20 protein-coding genes and 1 tRNA gene are annotated in these 15,637 nt (G+C 60.4%); 14 read left to right on the forward strand and 7 right to left on the reverse strand.

Going from position 1 to position 15,637, the window contains the following annotated elements; translation table 11 throughout:
• Positions 1–46: 46 nt before the first annotated feature.
• The 5 genes from meaB to MUY21_RS05660 all read left to right on the forward strand — a co-directional run bounded on the left by meaB (position 47) and on the right by MUY21_RS05660 (position 4,776).
• Entirely contained in the window at positions 47–1,033 is a 987-nt protein-coding gene (gene meaB / locus MUY21_RS05640) for a methylmalonyl Co-A mutase-associated GTPase MeaB (protein WP_248409375.1), read from the forward strand.
• A 262-nt stretch (positions 1,034–1,295) separates the two neighbouring features.
• The gene (locus MUY21_RS05645; RefSeq protein ID WP_248409376.1) at positions 1,296–3,125 is read left to right on the forward strand and encodes an ABC transporter ATP-binding protein; all 1,830 of its coding nucleotides are present in this window, start codon (positions 1,296–1,298) and stop codon (positions 3,123–3,125) included.
• A 308-nt stretch (positions 3,126–3,433) separates the two neighbouring features.
• Positions 3,434–3,721 (forward strand): 50S ribosomal protein L28, encoded by a 288-nt coding sequence (gene rpmB / locus MUY21_RS05650; RefSeq protein WP_191286102.1) that lies wholly within the window; start codon positions 3,434–3,436, stop codon positions 3,719–3,721.
• A gap of 130 nt (positions 3,722–3,851) precedes the next feature.
• Complete coding sequence (locus MUY21_RS05655) at positions 3,852–4,199, forward strand: hypothetical protein (RefSeq protein WP_248409377.1); 348 nt, start codon at positions 3,852–3,854, stop codon at positions 4,197–4,199.
• A gap of 46 nt (positions 4,200–4,245) precedes the next feature.
• Positions 4,246–4,776, forward strand: coding sequence for a copper chaperone PCu(A)C (locus tag MUY21_RS05660; RefSeq protein ID WP_248409378.1), 531 nt, complete (start codon positions 4,246–4,248; stop codon positions 4,774–4,776).
• 57 nt (positions 4,777–4,833) lie between these two features.
• On the opposite strand, the gene MUY21_RS05665 is transcribed toward MUY21_RS05660, so the two are convergent.
• Positions 4,834–5,529 carry an NAD-dependent deacylase gene (locus MUY21_RS05665; RefSeq protein WP_248409379.1) on the reverse strand — a complete coding sequence of 232 codons (696 nt, stop codon included), beginning with the start codon at positions 5,527–5,529 and terminating at the stop codon, positions 4,834–4,836.
• Positions 5,526–6,176, reverse strand: a complete 651-nt coding sequence (locus tag MUY21_RS05670) for a helix-turn-helix domain-containing protein (RefSeq protein ID WP_248409380.1) — start codon at positions 6,174–6,176, stop codon at positions 5,526–5,528. The genes MUY21_RS05665 and MUY21_RS05670 overlap by 4 nt, the downstream gene beginning before the upstream one ends.
• A gap of 50 nt (positions 6,177–6,226) precedes the next feature.
• On the opposite strand from MUY21_RS05670, the gene MUY21_RS05675 reads away from it, so the two are divergent.
• Entirely contained in the window at positions 6,227–6,538 is a 312-nt protein-coding gene (locus MUY21_RS05675) for a YdeI/OmpD-associated family protein (RefSeq protein WP_248409381.1), read from the forward strand.
• 31 nt (positions 6,539–6,569) lie between these two features.
• A complete protein-coding gene (locus tag MUY21_RS05680; RefSeq protein WP_248409382.1) occupies positions 6,570–7,025 on the forward strand; it encodes a low molecular weight protein-tyrosine-phosphatase in 456 nt (151 codons plus the stop codon).
• A 7-nt stretch (positions 7,026–7,032) separates the two neighbouring features.
• Here the strand turns inward: MUY21_RS05680 and MUY21_RS05685 are convergent, their stop codons facing one another.
• The 3 genes from MUY21_RS05685 to MUY21_RS05695 form a co-directional block, all read right to left on the reverse strand.
• Complete coding sequence (locus MUY21_RS05685; RefSeq protein WP_248409383.1) at positions 7,033–7,341, reverse strand: hypothetical protein; 309 nt, start codon at positions 7,339–7,341, stop codon at positions 7,033–7,035.
• A gap of 103 nt (positions 7,342–7,444) precedes the next feature.
• Complete coding sequence (locus MUY21_RS05690; protein ID WP_248409384.1) at positions 7,445–8,404, reverse strand: 1-phosphofructokinase family hexose kinase; 960 nt, start codon at positions 8,402–8,404, stop codon at positions 7,445–7,447.
• 77 nt (positions 8,405–8,481) lie between these two features.
• Complete coding sequence (locus tag MUY21_RS05695) at positions 8,482–9,531, reverse strand: Glu/Leu/Phe/Val dehydrogenase dimerization domain-containing protein (protein ID WP_248409385.1); 1,050 nt, start codon at positions 9,529–9,531, stop codon at positions 8,482–8,484.
• A gap of 126 nt (positions 9,532–9,657) precedes the next feature.
• On the opposite strand from MUY21_RS05695, the gene MUY21_RS05700 reads away from it, so the two are divergent.
• On the forward strand, positions 9,658–10,113 hold the full coding sequence (locus MUY21_RS05700) for an Lrp/AsnC family transcriptional regulator (protein WP_248409586.1): 456 nt from the start codon (positions 9,658–9,660) through the stop codon (positions 10,111–10,113).
• A gap of 93 nt (positions 10,114–10,206) precedes the next feature.
• Here the strand turns inward: MUY21_RS05700 and MUY21_RS05705 are convergent, their stop codons facing one another.
• Positions 10,207–10,938: a hypothetical protein gene (locus tag MUY21_RS05705; protein WP_248409386.1), complete on the reverse strand. Its 732-nt coding sequence runs from the start codon at positions 10,936–10,938 to the stop codon at positions 10,207–10,209.
• 3 nt (positions 10,939–10,941) lie between these two features.
• Positions 10,942–11,451, reverse strand: a complete 510-nt coding sequence (locus tag MUY21_RS05710) for a hypothetical protein (RefSeq protein ID WP_248409387.1) — start codon at positions 11,449–11,451, stop codon at positions 10,942–10,944.
• 112 nt (positions 11,452–11,563) lie between these two features.
• On the opposite strand from MUY21_RS05710, the gene lepA reads away from it, so the two are divergent.
• The 6 genes from lepA to MUY21_RS05740 all read left to right on the forward strand — a co-directional run bounded on the left by lepA (position 11,564) and on the right by MUY21_RS05740 (position 15,621).
• A complete protein-coding gene (lepA, locus tag MUY21_RS05715) occupies positions 11,564–13,363 on the forward strand; it encodes a translation elongation factor 4 (RefSeq protein ID WP_248409388.1) in 1,800 nt (599 codons plus the stop codon).
• Positions 13,364–13,674: 311 nt separating this feature from the next.
• Complete coding sequence (locus MUY21_RS05720) at positions 13,675–14,373, forward strand: hypothetical protein (protein ID WP_248409389.1); 699 nt, start codon at positions 13,675–13,677, stop codon at positions 14,371–14,373.
• 115 nt (positions 14,374–14,488) lie between these two features.
• Positions 14,489–14,995 carry an alkylphosphonate utilization protein gene (locus MUY21_RS05725; protein ID WP_248409390.1) on the forward strand — a complete coding sequence of 169 codons (507 nt, stop codon included), beginning with the start codon at positions 14,489–14,491 and terminating at the stop codon, positions 14,993–14,995.
• Between the two features lie 45 nt (positions 14,996–15,040).
• Positions 15,041–15,235, forward strand: coding sequence for a CTP synthetase (locus MUY21_RS05730; RefSeq protein WP_248409391.1), 195 nt, complete (start codon positions 15,041–15,043; stop codon positions 15,233–15,235).
• A gap of 74 nt (positions 15,236–15,309) precedes the next feature.
• Positions 15,310–15,489: a CTP synthetase gene (locus MUY21_RS05735; protein ID WP_191286115.1), complete on the forward strand. Its 180-nt coding sequence runs from the start codon at positions 15,310–15,312 to the stop codon at positions 15,487–15,489.
• Between the two features lie 55 nt (positions 15,490–15,544).
• Positions 15,545–15,621: transfer RNA gene (locus MUY21_RS05740), tRNA-Arg, on the forward strand.
• Positions 15,622–15,637 lie beyond the last annotated feature (16 nt).

Raw genomic sequence — 15,637 nt, forward strand, 5'->3', positions numbered from 1 at the left:
ACAGTCCGCGTCCCACGCGGCATGAAGTCGGAAAGTCGGAGGCAGCATGGACATTCAAGATCTGGCACGGCGGGTGCAATCGGGTGAACGGCGGGCGCTGGCCCGGGCCATCACCCTGGTTGAAAGCGGTCGTGCCGACCACCGCGCGCAGGCCGGGGCGCTGCTGGACCAACTGGCACCCCTGGGCCGCCAGGCCCTGCGCATCGGCCTGTCGGGCACACCAGGCGTGGGAAAGTCGACGTTTATCGAGGCGTTCGGCATGTTCCTGATCGAGCAGGGGCTTAAAGTGGCCGTGCTGGCGGTCGATCCCAGTTCGGCCCGGTCGGGCGGGTCCATCCTGGGTGACAAGACGCGGATGGAGCAACTGAGCCGCGAGAAAAACGCCTTTATCCGCCCTTCGCCGTCGCAATCGCAACTGGGCGGTGTGGCACGCCGCACCCGCGAGGCCGTGGCGCTGTGTGAGGCGGCAGGCTTTGACGTCGTGCTGGTCGAAACCGTGGGCGTGGGACAATCGGAAACCATGGTCGCGGAAATGTCCGATCTGTTCCTTCTGCTGCTCGCGCCGGCGGGGGGCGACGAGTTGCAGGGCGTCAAGCGCGGCATCATGGAGATCGCGGACCTGATCCTGGTCAACAAGGCCGATGGTGACCTGAAAAAAACCGCGATGCGCACCTGCGCCGATTACGCGGGCGCGCTGCGGCTGCTGCGCAAACGGGCCTATGATCCGGACGGGTTTCCCAAGGCGATGACGGTCTCTGCGGTCACGCAAGACGGTTTGGCGGACGCATGGGAGGAGATGCAAACACTGATCGACTGGCGACGCGAACACGGCCATTGGGCCAAACGGCGCGCCCAGCAAGCACGGCACTGGTTTGAAGAAGATGTGCGCCTGGGGCTGCTGTCCGTGCTCAACCAGAAAGACACGCGCGCCCGGATCGACGCGTTGGGCACTCAGGTGGCGGCCGGCGAAATCTCGGCCAGTCGCGCCGCCGAGGACATACTTGCCCAGCTTCGCCTGCCCACCGACACCTGACCGCTGCCCGTTTCTTCTGGCCAACAAATATCCTGGGGTGAGCGGCCCTGCCGCGAGGGGCAACGCCCCTTTCATCTACATTGCCACAGCCCCTGGCCGGACTTGATCGGCGCTAACAACTGGGGTAGCGTCCCAGAATAACATGAAGGAGAGATGCCGGATGCGAAATTTCAGGACCCCATATCAAGCGTAAGCTGCGGTCCTGATGGGCTGTTGCCAGCCCCATCCAAACATCTTTACACCAAGCGCACGGAGCGCCTTCATGTACCGTTTTTTCGAAAATCTTGTCGACCCGTTTGCCCCGCATGACACAGGCACGCCGCCCAAGACCCTGTGGGCGTTCTTCAAATCGCACTTTGGCCCGTTTCGAAAATGGATGATCTGGATGGCGCTGACCGGCGTACTGGTCGCCCTGATTGAAACCGGGTTGATCTTCTATACCGGTCGGGTGGTCGATCTGATGAACTTGTCGACGCCGCAAGGTTTCTGGGGGGAACACGGGGTCGAACTTCTGATCGCGGCGGTGTTCATCATCTTCCTCAGACCGCTGGCGATCACGCTGAACCGTTTCTTTCTTGAACAAACCCTGGCCGGCAACATGCAGGAACAGGTGCGCTGGCGGGCACACCGGCACCTTCTGGGGCAGTCCTTGAGCTTTTTCCAGAACGACTTTGCCGGGCGCCTGTCGAACCGCGTGATGCAGCTTGGCCCGGCGGTCGAGGACAGCACCTATATGTTCTTCGAAGGCATCTTCTATGCCACCACATATGTGCTGAGCGCGATGGTCATTCTGGGGCAGGTCGACATCCGACTTGCGCTGCCGCTGGGCGTCTGGCTGGTCTTCTATGTGCTTTACGTGCGCTATATCGCCAAGCGCGTGTCGGTGGCGTCCGAGAAATGGTCCGATGCAAGGTCGCTGGTGACGGGGCGGATCGTCGACGCTTATGCCAATATCGAAAGCGTCAAACTGTTCTCGCAAGGGGCGGGTGAAGAACGCTATGCGTTGTCGTCGCTCAAACGGTTGCGGCTCAGGTTCCAGCGGTTCCTGCGCCTGATGACCGAGCTCAGCTTTGGGCTGAACCTGTTGAACGGCCTGCTGATCGTGGGCGTGTTGGGCGCGGCGGTCTGGCTGTGGACGCAGGGCGAGGTGTCGGTGGGCGAGGTTGCCGCCGCCTCGGCGCTGGTGGTGCGGCTGAACGGGATGTCGGGCTGGATCATGTGGGTGACGATCCGCCTGTTCGAGCATATGGGCGTGATCCGTGAGGGCCTGCGGTCTATCGCCGTGGCGCACGAGTTGCAGGACGCCAAGGACGCGCGGGATCTGGTTATCGACCGGGGCGAGATTACGTTCGACAAGCTGACGCATCACTATGGCAAGGGATCGGGCGGATTGGACAATGTGTCCCTGACCGTGCAGCCGGGGGAAAAGGTCGGGCTTGTGGGTCGGTCGGGCGCGGGCAAGTCCAGCCTTGTGAACCTTCTGATGCGCTTTCGCGACCCCGAAGGTGGGCGGATCCTGATTGACGGGCAGGACGTGTCCGCCGTGACACAGGACAGCCTGCGCGCGCAAATCGGTATGGTCACGCAGGACAGCAGCCTGTTGCACCGCTCGGTGCGGGCCAACATCCTTTATGGGCGTCCGGAGGCCTCCGAAGCGCAGATGATTGCCGCGGCCGAACGGGCCGAAGCGCATGAGTTCATCCAGTCGCTGGAGGACCCGCAAGGGCGGCGCGGCTATGACGCCCATGTGGGCGAGCGCGGTGTGAAACTTTCGGGCGGGCAGCGCCAGCGGATTGCGATAGCGCGGGTGATGCTGAAAGATGCCCCGATCCTTGTGCTGGACGAGGCGACATCGGCGCTGGACAGCGAGGTCGAGGCCGCCATTCAGAAGACGCTTTACGGAATGATGGAGGGCAAGACCGTGATTGCCATCGCGCACCGTCTGTCAACCATTGCCCAGATGGACCGGATCGTCGTCCTGGACCAGGGCCGGATCATCGAAAGCGGCAGCCACGACGCGTTGCTGGCCCGGGGCGGCACCTATGCCGGGCTTTGGGATCGGCAATCGGGTGGCTTTCTGGGAGAGGAATGACGCCATGGCATTCGGTAGCTCACGATGTGAGCCTGGAAGGGGCCTTGCCCCTCTGCGCGTGCGCGCATTCACCCCAGGATATTTCTGGCCAGAAGAAGCCATCTAGCCGGGTATGGGCGAGCAGGGGAAAATCATGTCCGAAGGGGCAAGACTCACTTGACGCGCCTATGGAAGGCGTCTAATTACCGCGAACGGAATTTGGGGCGCTGCCAGTGCGGCGCCCGTTTGTATTGACCGGCTGGACGTGAACGGCGCGAGGGCGCACCGGAAAGATCACCAATCTGGCCCGAGAAAGCAAGGAAAGAGCCATGTCGCGCGTTTGCGAATTGACCGGAAAAGGCCCGATGACTGGCAACAATGTCAGCCACGCCAAGAACAGAACCCGCCGCCGGTTTCTGCCAAACCTGAACGATGTGACGTTGCAGTCCGAAGCGCTGGGCCGTGGGGTCAAGTTGCGCATTTCGGCCGCCGCGCTGCGTTCGGTCGATCATCGTGGTGGTCTGGATGCGTATCTGGCGAAAGCTAAGGATGATGAGCTGTCGGCCAACGCGCTGAAGATCAAGAAAGAAGTCGCCAAGGCGCTGGCATCCGCCTAAGCCCGCGTGCGACCCGGAACAACCGGACCTGAACCGCCCTGGCCTTGCCGCTTTGGGCGGTTTTTCCATGTTCGGGACTGATACCTTTTGTCGCTTGTGCCCGGGGAAAAGACGGCTTAGCTCTGTTCCCATGATCCGTGCCGTTTCTGCATATGTCCTGGTTCTGATGCTGGTCGCGGCCAGTTTCATGCTGGCCCATGCGCGCGGCAGCAGTCCGGATTTGGGCAAGGCCATGGACATGGTGATTTGCACCGGTGTCGGCATGGTGACCGTCGTGGTCGGCCCGGATGGTGAACCCATCGAATCGGTGCATCTTTGCCCGGATGGGGCGCAGATTTTCGCAGCCGCTTTCGCTGTTCCGGTTGTTCACAGCCCCGAAGCGCGGATTGTCGCCCGTATAACGCCCTTGCGCAGCGCCTCGTATCAGGGGCGCGCCACGCTGACCCCGTCTGCCCGTGGCCCTCCGGCGCAGATCTGACTTTATACCTCAGATTTATGCAATGACGGACCAAAGGAACGAAACCATGTCCCCTATGAAAACCATTCTTGCCGCCACCACGGCTGCGCTGCTTGCCCTGCCTGCGTTTGCCGAAGGCGACATCAAGATCGAAGATGCCTATGCCCGTGCCTCGGGTATGAACGCGATGGCGGGCGCGGCGTTTTTTCAGATCATGAACCATGGCGACCAGGATGACCGCCTGATTGCCGCAAAGTCAGACGTGGCAAAACGGGTCGAGCTGCACACCCACAAGGAAACCGCCGAGGGCGTGATGCAGATGATGGAGGTCGAAGAGGGCTTTCCTGTTGCCGCAGGTGGCATGCACGCGCTTCAACGCGGCGGTGACCACGTGATGTTCATGGGGTTGAACCAACCCTTCGAGGATGGATCGACCATCAGCGTCACGCTCGTGTTTGAAAAAGCCGGTGAAATGACGGTCGAGATCCCCGTTGACCTGAAACGCAACCCCATGGGGGGCGGGATGCAGCATGGAAAAATGGGTCAGGGCAAGATGAAGGGTGGCCAGATGAAGCAGGACACCACGTCCACGAACTGATCGGGCAGCAGTTTTTTTGCGCCTGAAGGGCCGCACCTTTCCGGGTGCGGCCCTTTTCTATGTTCTGCCGAGAATCTCGGCAACCCAGAGCGGCACGATCCTGGTGGCTGGTCCGAACCGCGCGGTGTCGAAGCTGTTGGCGGTGGCAGACGGCTCCAGATTAAGCTCGATCGTTTCGACACCGGCCGACTGGGCCTCGGCGGCGAAGCCCGCGGCCGGATAGACATTGCCGGAAGTGCCGATGGCGACAAACAAATCAGCGCCTGTCAGATGATGGTAGATCTCGTCCATGTGATACGGCATTTCGCCAAACCAGACGATGTCGGGTCGGGTGGCCGTTTCCTTGCAAGTGGGGCAGGGGTCATCGGTGGACATGGCCAGTGGCGCAGCCCAACGATGATCGCAGTCCGCACAAAGCGCACCGGACAGCGTGCCATGCATATGGATCACATCGGTGGCGCCGGCGCGCTCGTGCAGATCGTCGACATTTTGCGTTACGATGGTCACGCGACCGCCGTGTTCATTTTGAAGTTGGGCCAAGGCCGCATGTGCCGCGTTCGGCTGTGCATTTCGGCAGTTCGCCCGGCGCGCGTTATAGAACGCGTGGACAAGATCGGGATTGCGGACAAAGCCTTCTGGTGTGGCGACCTCGTTCAGGTCGTATTTCGTCCACAGCCCATCCTTGTCGCGAAACGTCCCCAGCCCGCTTTCGGCTGAAATGCCAGCACCGGTCAGGATGACGATATGGCTCACTTGAAGCCCCCATAGATGTCCATTGCCTTTTGCAGCAGATCCAGCAATGCGGCGACCTGGAGCGGGTCTTCGGCGGTGATCTCGCGTTCGGCGGCGAAATTGGCGACGCGCAGGTCGCCACGGGCCACGGCTTCGACATCTGCCCAGTCAAAGGCGATCTGCACCGGGGCCAGTGGCATGGTGCCGGACTGAAGCGCGGCGCGCCCACCGGTGACGGTCAGCGAAAATGGCTCGCCGTCCAGCAGGATCTCCGCGCGGATGTCGTCAAGTGGTCCGGCGGCGCGTTCAATGGCACCGGCCAGAATGACCGCGCGATGTGCGCCGTTTTCCGGGTCCGCCGGAGCGTCCGGAACCGGCTGGTGGCGGCCAAAGCGGGCCAGTTCGAACAGGATGGCTCGGGTGGACAGGCCGCGTTCGGTCAGCGTGTAAAGTCGGTGGGATTTGGCAATCAACCCGGCGGCGCAGAGTTCGGACAGGCGCACGGACAGCATGTTGGAAGCGATGCCGGGCAGGCCTGCCCTGATCTGTGCGAAGCTGGCCGGGCCCGCGTGAAGTTCGCGCAGCACGTGAACCGCCCAGCGATTGCCCAACAAGTCAAGGGACCGCGAGATCGGGCAGGACATGGAATAGGGTTTTACACGCGACATGGCGCGCTTGTGACGACCTTGTCAGGTGTTTGCAAGGGGCCGTGCGGCGAATGGGCAAAGCCATGCCCGTATGCGCGGGGCCGGGTGGGCTTGACGTGATCCCCGTGCAGATGAAACGATATGGCATGGCATTACAGCGACCGATCCAACCCATGCCGTCTGATATTGACGCGCGATTGCGCGCAGGTGGGCTGCGCGATGCTTACGAGGCGCGCCCGCCTTACCAGCGCAACGACTACCTGGCGTGGATTGCCCGTGCGAAACGGCCCGAAACCCGTGAAAAGCGGGTGGCGCAAATGCTTGAGGAACTGGCGGGTGGGCGGCTTTACATGAAAATGCAGTGGCGGAAAGGGCAAGCGTGACGGACCGCGACCGCGCCTCAAGGTCGATGCCGTGACCCATCGCATTCTGTTCGTCTGTCTGGGCAATATCTGCCGGTCGCCCACCGCAGAGGCCGTGTTGCGTGAATTGGCGGGTGATCATCCGTCATTGGTGTTGCAGATTGACAGCGCAGGCACGTCTGATTGGCATGTGGGTGATCCACCCTATGGTCCGATGCAGAAGGCTGCGCAAAAGCGCGGCTATGACCTGTCAGCTTTGCGCGCCCGTCAGGTGTGTGGTGCGGATTTCACCCGGTTCGATCTGATTGTGGCGATGGATGACAACAACAAGGCCGCTCTGGAGCAGATGCGGCCAGACGGAGAACACGCCCGGGTGGTTCTGTTCACCGATTTCGCACCGGAATTGGGACAGGACCACGTGCCGGACCCCTATTACACACGGGATTTCGATCAGACTCTGGACATCGTCGAGGCCGCCGCACGGGGTTTGATTGCGGCTTTGACCTAAGTCGCGGTTAGCGGCAGTAAGATGTCACCGTTTGACCGAATTGCTTGTATTTCTTCCAGAACCGCTCATCCGAGCTGCGATCGGATTGGCGGAGCGCCTGACTGCGGTGCGGATCCTTGAAAAATTTTGCCACCTTGGCACGCTCGGTATTGGTGAGCATGGAATTGGCGACCTTCTGGATACAGCCGCACAGCGTGCGCGATGCGGCGGCGCGATTGGCGTTGAGACATGCCCGTTCGATCGACCCGCCGGCGAATGCCGCCTGGCTGGGAAGGATGACGGAAAGTAACGCGATGGAAAGAAGAACCCGTTTCATGGCTGCCCTCGTCGAAATCTGCTTCCTGTTTCAGGTCTTGGATGCCTGACTGATGGGACAGATCATACACGTTAAAAGGGTTCGATGCAATTTGACACGCGCATCACAGCTGCGTGATTTTCACCTGCGGCAGTAAGGCGCGCAGGTCGTGATCCCGGCACAATTCGGTCGCCGGGCTCATCACCGCGGCGCTGGCGGCGGCGGTGCCGTGGCGCAGGGCGTCGGACCAATCGCCCCCCTGTGCGCGGGTCAGGGTGAAGGCCCCGACGAAGCTGTCTCCCGCGCCGACCTTGCTTGCCACCGGCACGGGTGGGGTGACGGCATGCAGCAGCGTCCCGGCCGTGGCCAGCACCGATCCCTCGGCCCCCAACGCCAGAACCACCGCGCGTGCGTAACCTTTGCCGACCAGTTCGCGGGCGAACCCGGCCACATCGTGCAGCGACCCAAGGCGTCGCCCGGCCAGCGCCTCGCTTTCCGCGCCGTCCAGTCGCAGGATGTCGGGGGCCGCGCCCAGGTCCGAGGCCTGCACGGCCAGCGCCGCCCCCGAGGTGTCCAGTGTCAGAATGGCGCCCTGGGCGCGGGTGATCCCGGCCAGCATCCGGGGAAAGCCATCCGGCACGCCCGGCGGTTGCGAGCCGGACAGAACGACCTGCATGCTGGGCTGGATGGCGGTTTGCAGTCGGTCGCACAGGGCGTCGACGTCGGTCTGGGTCCAGACCGGGCCGGGCATGACGAAACGGTATTGATTGCCCGCCTGCCGGTCAGTGACGGCAAGCGAGAGCCGGGTTTCACCGTTCAATTCAAACACTTCGGTCGGCACACCCTCGCGCGTCAGAAGCGCGGCCAGTTCCTGCCCGCGATACCCGGCCAGCGCCACGAGCGCGGTGGCCCGCCCGCCCATGCGGCAGATCACGCGGGCCACATTGATCCCGCCGCCGCCCGGGTCCAGCACCGGTGCATCGCATCGCAGCTTTTCATCAGCGCGGACCGCATCCACGCCGGTGGACATATCCATGGCCGGATTCAGTGTAATCGTCAGAATGTCGGAAGGAGGGTGGGCCATGGCGTCCGATTCACAACAAGCATCGACGCCAGCCTAAGCGGTCGGGGAAGGCGCGGCAACGCCTTCCCCGCAAGGGGTCAGGCCGCGCGGGCCTTGATGGTCTTGGCCACCACGTCCTGTGCGACGGCGGCGGGGCTGACGCCCTGCTTGGCGGCTTCCGACAGGATCGCCTCCATCGTGTCGTCCAGCGCGTCCAGTTTCCTGGCCACCCAGTCGACCCGGCCTTCGATTTTCAGAACCTCGGTCGCAACGTTGATGATGCCGCCGCCATTGGCAACGAAATCCGGGGCATAAAGGATGCCGCGCTCTACCAGCCGTTCCGCATCCTCAGGCGTGGCCAACTGGTTGTTGGCGCCACCAGCCACGGCCCTGACCTTCAACTGCGGAATCGTGTCGGCGTTCAGGATGCCCCCGATGGCGCAGGGTGCGAAAATGTCCGCTTCAACCGCATAGATGTCATCCAGACCCACCGGTTGCGCACCGAACGCCTTGGTGGCTTCGTCAACGCGCCCGGTATCAATATCGGTGACGATCAGCTTGGCGCCCGCATCGGTCAGCAATTCGCACAGGTTCCAGCCGACATTGCCCAGACCCTGCACGGACACGGTCCGCCCGGTCAGATCGGCATCACCAAACTGGTGCAACGCCACGCGGCGCACGGCGTTGAAGATTCCGCGCGCGGTGATCGGCGACGGATCGCCCGACGCAAACGCCCCATCCGACAGACCGGCGACAAAACCGGTTTCCTTGGCCAGTTCGGCCATGTCCGCGGGGCTCATACCCATGTCCTCGGCCGTCCAGTAACGACCTTCGCAGGCTTCGACCGCGCGCCCGAAGGCGTGCAGCAACTCGGGTGTCTTCAGCGTCGCGGGGTCGCCAATGATCACGGCCTTGCCGCCGCCCAACCGCAATCCAGCCGCCGCATTCTTGTAGGTCATGCCTTCCGACAGGCGCAGCACATCGGTCAGCGCGGCGTCCTCGCTGGCATAGGGGCGCATCCGCAGCCCACCCGCCGCCGGCCCCAGAACCGTTGAATGAATGGCAATGAACCCGACAAGACCGCAGCTTGCGTCTTCGACACGATAAACTTCTTCATGGGTGGCCGAGGCCACTTGTGTAATGTTCATGAGATCCTCCCGCATTTGTCGTGAATTTACCCAAAGTCAGCCGGTGAAAATCACTAAAAATCGGCGTGTGGGATTTGAATTTTGGTGATATCATCTGAAATGACGCAGAAAGACGGGATTTTTCTGATGGACGCCATCGACCGCCGCATTATCGCCGCCTTGCAGGAAAACGGCCGCCAGAAGCTGGGCGAGCTTGCCGATTCCGTCGGCCTGTCCCCAACCCCCTGTGCCCGCCGCATCGCGGCTTTGGAAGAGGCGGGCGTGATCACCGGCTATGGCGCACGGGTCGATCAGGCGAAGCTGGGGCTGCCGGTATCGGTCTTTATCTCGGTCGAGTTGGAAAGTCAGAACCGCGACGCCCTGACCCAGTTCGAGCGCGCCGTGTCACGCATGGAAGAGGTGATGGAATGTCATCTGATGAGCGGCAACCGCGACATCATCCTGCGCGTCGTCGTCGCCAACCTGACCGCCTTCGATGAGTTCATGGAACACCGCCTGATGCGGGTCGAGGGGATAAGGCGGATGCGGTCGAGTTTTACGCTGAGGACGATGGTGCGAAGGAATGTGCTGCCGGTGGGGTAGGGGGCACTTGCGAAGTTCCGTCCGGTCGTTAGGCCGGACATCGCCCGACCCTACCCACGGGAGGGCGTTACGTCCACCCAGGCTCAGGCGCGGTTATATGTCAGTGGTTTTCGGGAATTGTTGTGGAGCCAGTTGCTCAATACTAGGAGGCTCCTGTCCAATGGCGCTGAACCGTTCGAGGAGAGTTGCAATGTCTTCGACGCCGGTCATATAGCTAATCCCAGCGATAACCGATGACCAGAACCCGGTAGTCGCAATTGCAACTGTAGTAAGAACCGCAGTCTCTGCGGCTCGTTGCCTCAATGGCTTTGATTTAGCTTCTTCTAGTGCTTTGGTTAGTCGCGCGACTTCACTCACTAGGTTTTCGATTTCTGTTTCCAGCACCTTGATCCGCTCCGCATCTTGCGCGTGCTGCGCCATGGATCGCAACAGCGGGGGCAGATTGTGTAATGGAGTGAGGCAGTCCGGGAGTTGGTTTATTTCTTGCGTGTTCAGAAAATCGTGGATTGATACTTCAATAGCTGATGCGGTTTGGCTTGCTATCAAATAGGTAGTCTTGGGCGTGGCGGCGAGCCGTTTCGCTTGTCCCAATACCTGACCTGGGTCGAGATTTGGGGCGCCAAACTCATTGCGAATTTCCTCGATCTTCTCTGCGATATGCTCCGGCCCCTTTTCCCAATCGGCATCAGGGATTTCTGCCACGCGGCGCTGAAGTTCCCAATCGAGCGGCTTGCCATCGAGAAAGCCTTGAAGCCAGTCGCGCCAGAATCGCCACTGATCGCTAGATGCGGTCAATCGATGAGCGTGCGGCGCGTCAGTCGACAACCATTAAGGCTCCCCAGCGATCCCCCACAAAGGCGTTGCCATCAGCTTGTCGAACTCTATTTCACTGTCCGCTATCATTGCGTTTTGCATTTCTAACTTGAGGCGGATCGCTTTCTTCACGCCCATCTCCGACATCACATCCATCGCAAGCCTCATCGCGCGCCGCACAATCTCAGCATACGGATAGATCGCATCATGGTTTAGGTTCGCGTGTTCATCGCCGGTGTCGCCCGCCGCGAGGGTGTCCGCAACTATGTGGTCGGCGGCTTGCGCTGCGGCCCGCGCGGCTTGTCGGGTCTCGGAAGACGGATACACTATCACGGACCCCGCAGCCGTGAGGCACCGCAGAGCGGCCAATACAAATCTGGTCTTAGTTTTCTGGTCGAATGCCAGTTTGATCTCGGCTGCGTCCAACAACGGAAATTCACGTATCAGGGCGCGAACAGAAATCAAGTTACGGACGTCTTTGCCTTGACGCTGGAACCATTCTTCAAACTCTTCAAAGCTTTCCATCGTTAAAACCTGCCCGCAGTTTCTTCGATTCAATGTCAGTGAGCCTATGGTCAGACCCCAATCAGATCAACGGTGCTTGACCGCCCCCAAAATCCCTATAATACGCTGCACTATGACCGACCTGAAACACATCCGCAATTTCTCGATCGTGGCCCATATCGACCATGGGAAATCCACGCTTGCCGACCGTCTGATTCAAGAGACGAACACCGTGTCCTTGCGGGACATGAAGGAACAGATGCTTGACAGTATGGATATCGAGCGCGAGCGCGGGATCACCATCAAGGCGAACACCGTTCGCATCGAATACAGGGCGGATGACGGCGAGACCTATGTGCTGAACCTGATCGACACCCCGGGCCACGTCGATTTCGCATATGAGGTCAGCCGCTCGATGCGTGCGGTCGAGGGCTCGCTGTTGGTGGTGGATTCGACCCAAGGGGTCGAGGCGCAGACGCTGGCCAATGTCTATCAGGCCATCGACGCGGATCACGAGATCGTGCCGATTCTGAACAAGATCGACCTGCCCGCGTCCGACTGTGATCGCGTGGCCGAGCAGATCGAGGACGTGATCGGCATCGACGCCTCGGGCGCCATTCAGGTGTCGGCGAAGACCGGGCAGGGCATCCACGAGACTCTTGAGGCCATCGTCGCCCATCTGCCCGCGCCGACAGGTGACGCTGACGCGCCTTTGAAGGCGATGCTGGTGGACAGCTGGTATGACGCCTATCTGGGTGTGATCGTCCTGATCCGCGTGATCGACGGCAAGCTGAAAAAGGGCGAGCGCATCCGGATGATGTCGACCAACGCGGTTTACCCCGTGGATCGGGTTGGCGTCTTTACCCCTGCAATGAAGCCCGTGGACGAGTTGGGCCCGGGCGAAATCGGGTTCCTGACCGCGTCCATCAAACAGGTGCGTGACACGCGCGTGGGGGACACCATTACGCACGAGAAGAAGGGCACGACAGAGGCGCTGCCGGGCTTCAAGCCGTCGCAGCCCGTGGTGTTCTGTGGTCTGTTCCCCGTTGATACCGCCGAGTTCGAAGACCTGCGCGAATCGATTGAGAAACTGGCGCTGAACGACGCGTCGTTCAGCTATGAGATGGAGACCTCAGCCGCGCTGGGCTTTGGCTTCCGCTGCGGCTTCCTTGGTCTTCTGCACCTTGAAGTGATCCGCGACCGGATCGAACGTGAATATGACATCGAACTGATCACCACCGCGCCCAGCGTGATCTATCACGTCTTTCTGAAAGACGGCTCGATGATCGAGCTGCACAACCCTGCCGACATGCCCGACCCATCGACCGTCGACCATATCGAGGAGCCGCGCATCAAAGCGACGATCCTTGTGCCCGACGATTATCTGGGCGACGTGCTGAAACTGTGCCAGGATCGGCGTGGCATCCAGATGGACCTGACCTATGCCGGGTCGCGGGCGATGGTTGTCTATGACCTCCCTCTGAATGAAGTTGTGTTCGACTTCTATGATCGCCTGAAATCCGTAACAAAAGGTTACGCGTCGTTTGATTACCAGATGCTGGGCTATCGCGAGGATTTCCTTGTGAAAATGCAGATCCTGGTAAACGACGAACCGGTTGACGCGCTGTCCACCATGGTCCACCGCGACCGCGCGCAACTGCGTGGCCGGGCGATGTGCGAAAAGCTGAAAGACCTGATCCCCCGCCACATGTTCAAAATCCCGATCCAAGCGGCGATTGGCGGCAAGGTGATTGCGCGCGAGACTCTTTCCGCCCTACGCAAAGACGTGACCGCGAAATGCTATGGCGGCGACGCCACCCGGAAGAAAAAACTGCTGGAGAAGCAGAAGGCCGGGAAAAAGAAAATGCGCCAGTTCGGGAAAGTGGATATTCCTCAAGAGGCGTTTATTTCAGCGCTTAAGATGGATGATTGAGAATGAAAAGGTCGCGCAAGCGGCCTTTTCGTTCAGTGCGCGGCAGCGAATTGCGAAGCAAATCGCGTGCGCACCCCGTGGCGGCTCTTTCGCTGCCGTTGCCCAGTTCCCAAACATCCTATACTCTCATCAGGACCGCTAACCCGTCGGGCCTCCCCAACGCTAGCCGCACGTCCGGTCGATAGACCGGACAACGCCCGACCCTCCCCACGGGAGGGCGTTCCGCCCACCCAGGGTCAGGCGATGTCCTTGCATGAACACTCGGAACGCATATTCTACCCAAAAATAGTTTGGTTGGGTTGAGTTGCTTGATGAGCAAGATTAGTTTGAGTGAAGAACAAAGTGAAATCCTGAAGAATGTCTGCGAAGCCGTTTACACAATGGACATCGCTTGGCGTTCTTTTTTGTACTTTTTCGGCTCATCACAGGAAAGGGCGAGGTTTCTTAGTGAAACATCACCTGCTGTTTCTGTATTGCTTGGCAATTTGCTTTGGGACGCCACGCTCACGAGAATTCGCGCGCTTACTGACCAACCCAAGCGGCGCGGGAACACTAATCTCTCAGTTGGATGTCTTGTTGATTTTTGTGAACCCAATGACCGAAAGGCGTATCAAAGTAAGTTCGAGATGCTTCAAAGAAATTGTGAAGGATCGCGCAGATTCGCGTCAAAGCACATCGCGCATTTTGATTTGAGAACCAAACTAGATCCGACGACGGTGACGATTACAAGAGGTCAAACCACCGATGCGATTGATGGGATCTGGGCGTTCTTGTTCTCATTCCACGCGGATGTTTTAGACACTCACATATGTCGCGATGTTGTACGGCCATTGCCAGATGAAAGGGGTTTTTTGGAATTGCTATACTTGGGAAAGCAATCACAGGCGGCTCGACTTGAAGAGTTCAAACAGCGTTTTCTTGCGCATAAGGATTTCAACAGTGCGCTTCCCGGTCCAAGAGACGACCTTCCCGACTGGCTCCGTTCCAATGTTGATCAAAATGCTGACTAAGGCTGATGTCTTTCAGTTGCAGCGCGTCTTTGATGCTCCAATGTGAAGCCCACTCCCCTTCCCCTCTTCCCCATAGCTCCGTATACGGACACCACCCAACCCCGGAGCCACCCTCATGACCTGCCCCCTCTGCGCCTCAGACGCGCCTCTATCCAGTTTCCCCGTCCCCGGCGGACCCGCTGACGCCTCGGTTGAAATCTGCACCACCTGTGCCGCCCAGATCGACGGCACGCCGGAAGAGACCCATTGGCGGGGGCTTGCGTCCTCGATGTGGTCCGAGGATCGGGCGGTTCAGGTGTTGTCAGCGCGGATGTTGAAGCGACTGGGCACGCCGTGGGCGCAGGATTTGCTGGACCAGTTGTATCTGGACGAGGACACGCAGGCGTGGGTCGACAATCAGGCCGCCGCGTCCCAGCACAAGGATGCCAATGGGGCGACGCTTGAGCAGGGCGACAATGTGGTGTTGATCAAGGACCTGCCCGTGAAGGGCGCGGGGTTCACCGCGAAGCGCGGCACGGCGGTGCGCGGGATCAGCCTTGTGGCGGACAATCCCGAGCATATCGAGGGCCGCGTGGAAGGGCAGCGCATTGTCATACTGACGCAGTTTGTGAAGAAGAAGTAGGCAGGGCGGTGCCGGTCGGATATGCCGCCGGACAGGAGGCCCCACATGCGTTCACCGCTTTTTAAGATCGTCATGACATTTTACGGGATCATCGGGTCCACGCTGGCATCGGTGCTTGTGGTGGTCGCGCTGGTCAACGGTGTCTCTGGCCTGTGGCCTTTGCTGGGCGCGGCGTCGGTCGGGTTCGTCATCGGTCTGCCGGTGAGCTACTTTGTCGCAAAGGCAATGATCGGCGACTGATCCAGATCAAAGAGATGCAGTCGCGCCGGGTCCACAACACGTGCGTATTCGCGAATATCTGCAAGGAGTATGCCATGTTCCGTCTCGCCGCTGTCATCTATATCCTGCTTGGCGCAACGCTGGCCGGGATCTTCATCATCGCCGCCCTGACCGTCGGCATGGATACAGCACAGCCCATCATCTATGCCGCCGTGGCCGGCTTTGTCGTGGCGCTGCCCGTCTCGTGGGTGGTTGCCAAGCAAATCAAGGGCTGATCCGCCGGTTTTCGGTTGAAACGGGACGCGCGGCGGGGGTAAGGCTTCGTCGTGCGGTCCCTTAGCTCAACTGGATAGAGCAGCTGACTTCTAATCAGCAGGTTGAGGGTTCGAGTCCTTCAGGGATCGCCAGACATAAAACTCTACT

The sequence above is a fragment of the Aliiroseovarius sp. S2029 genome, assembly GCF_023195575.1.
GTDB classification, from domain to species: Bacteria; Pseudomonadota; Alphaproteobacteria; order Rhodobacterales; family Rhodobacteraceae; genus Aliiroseovarius; species Aliiroseovarius zhejiangensis.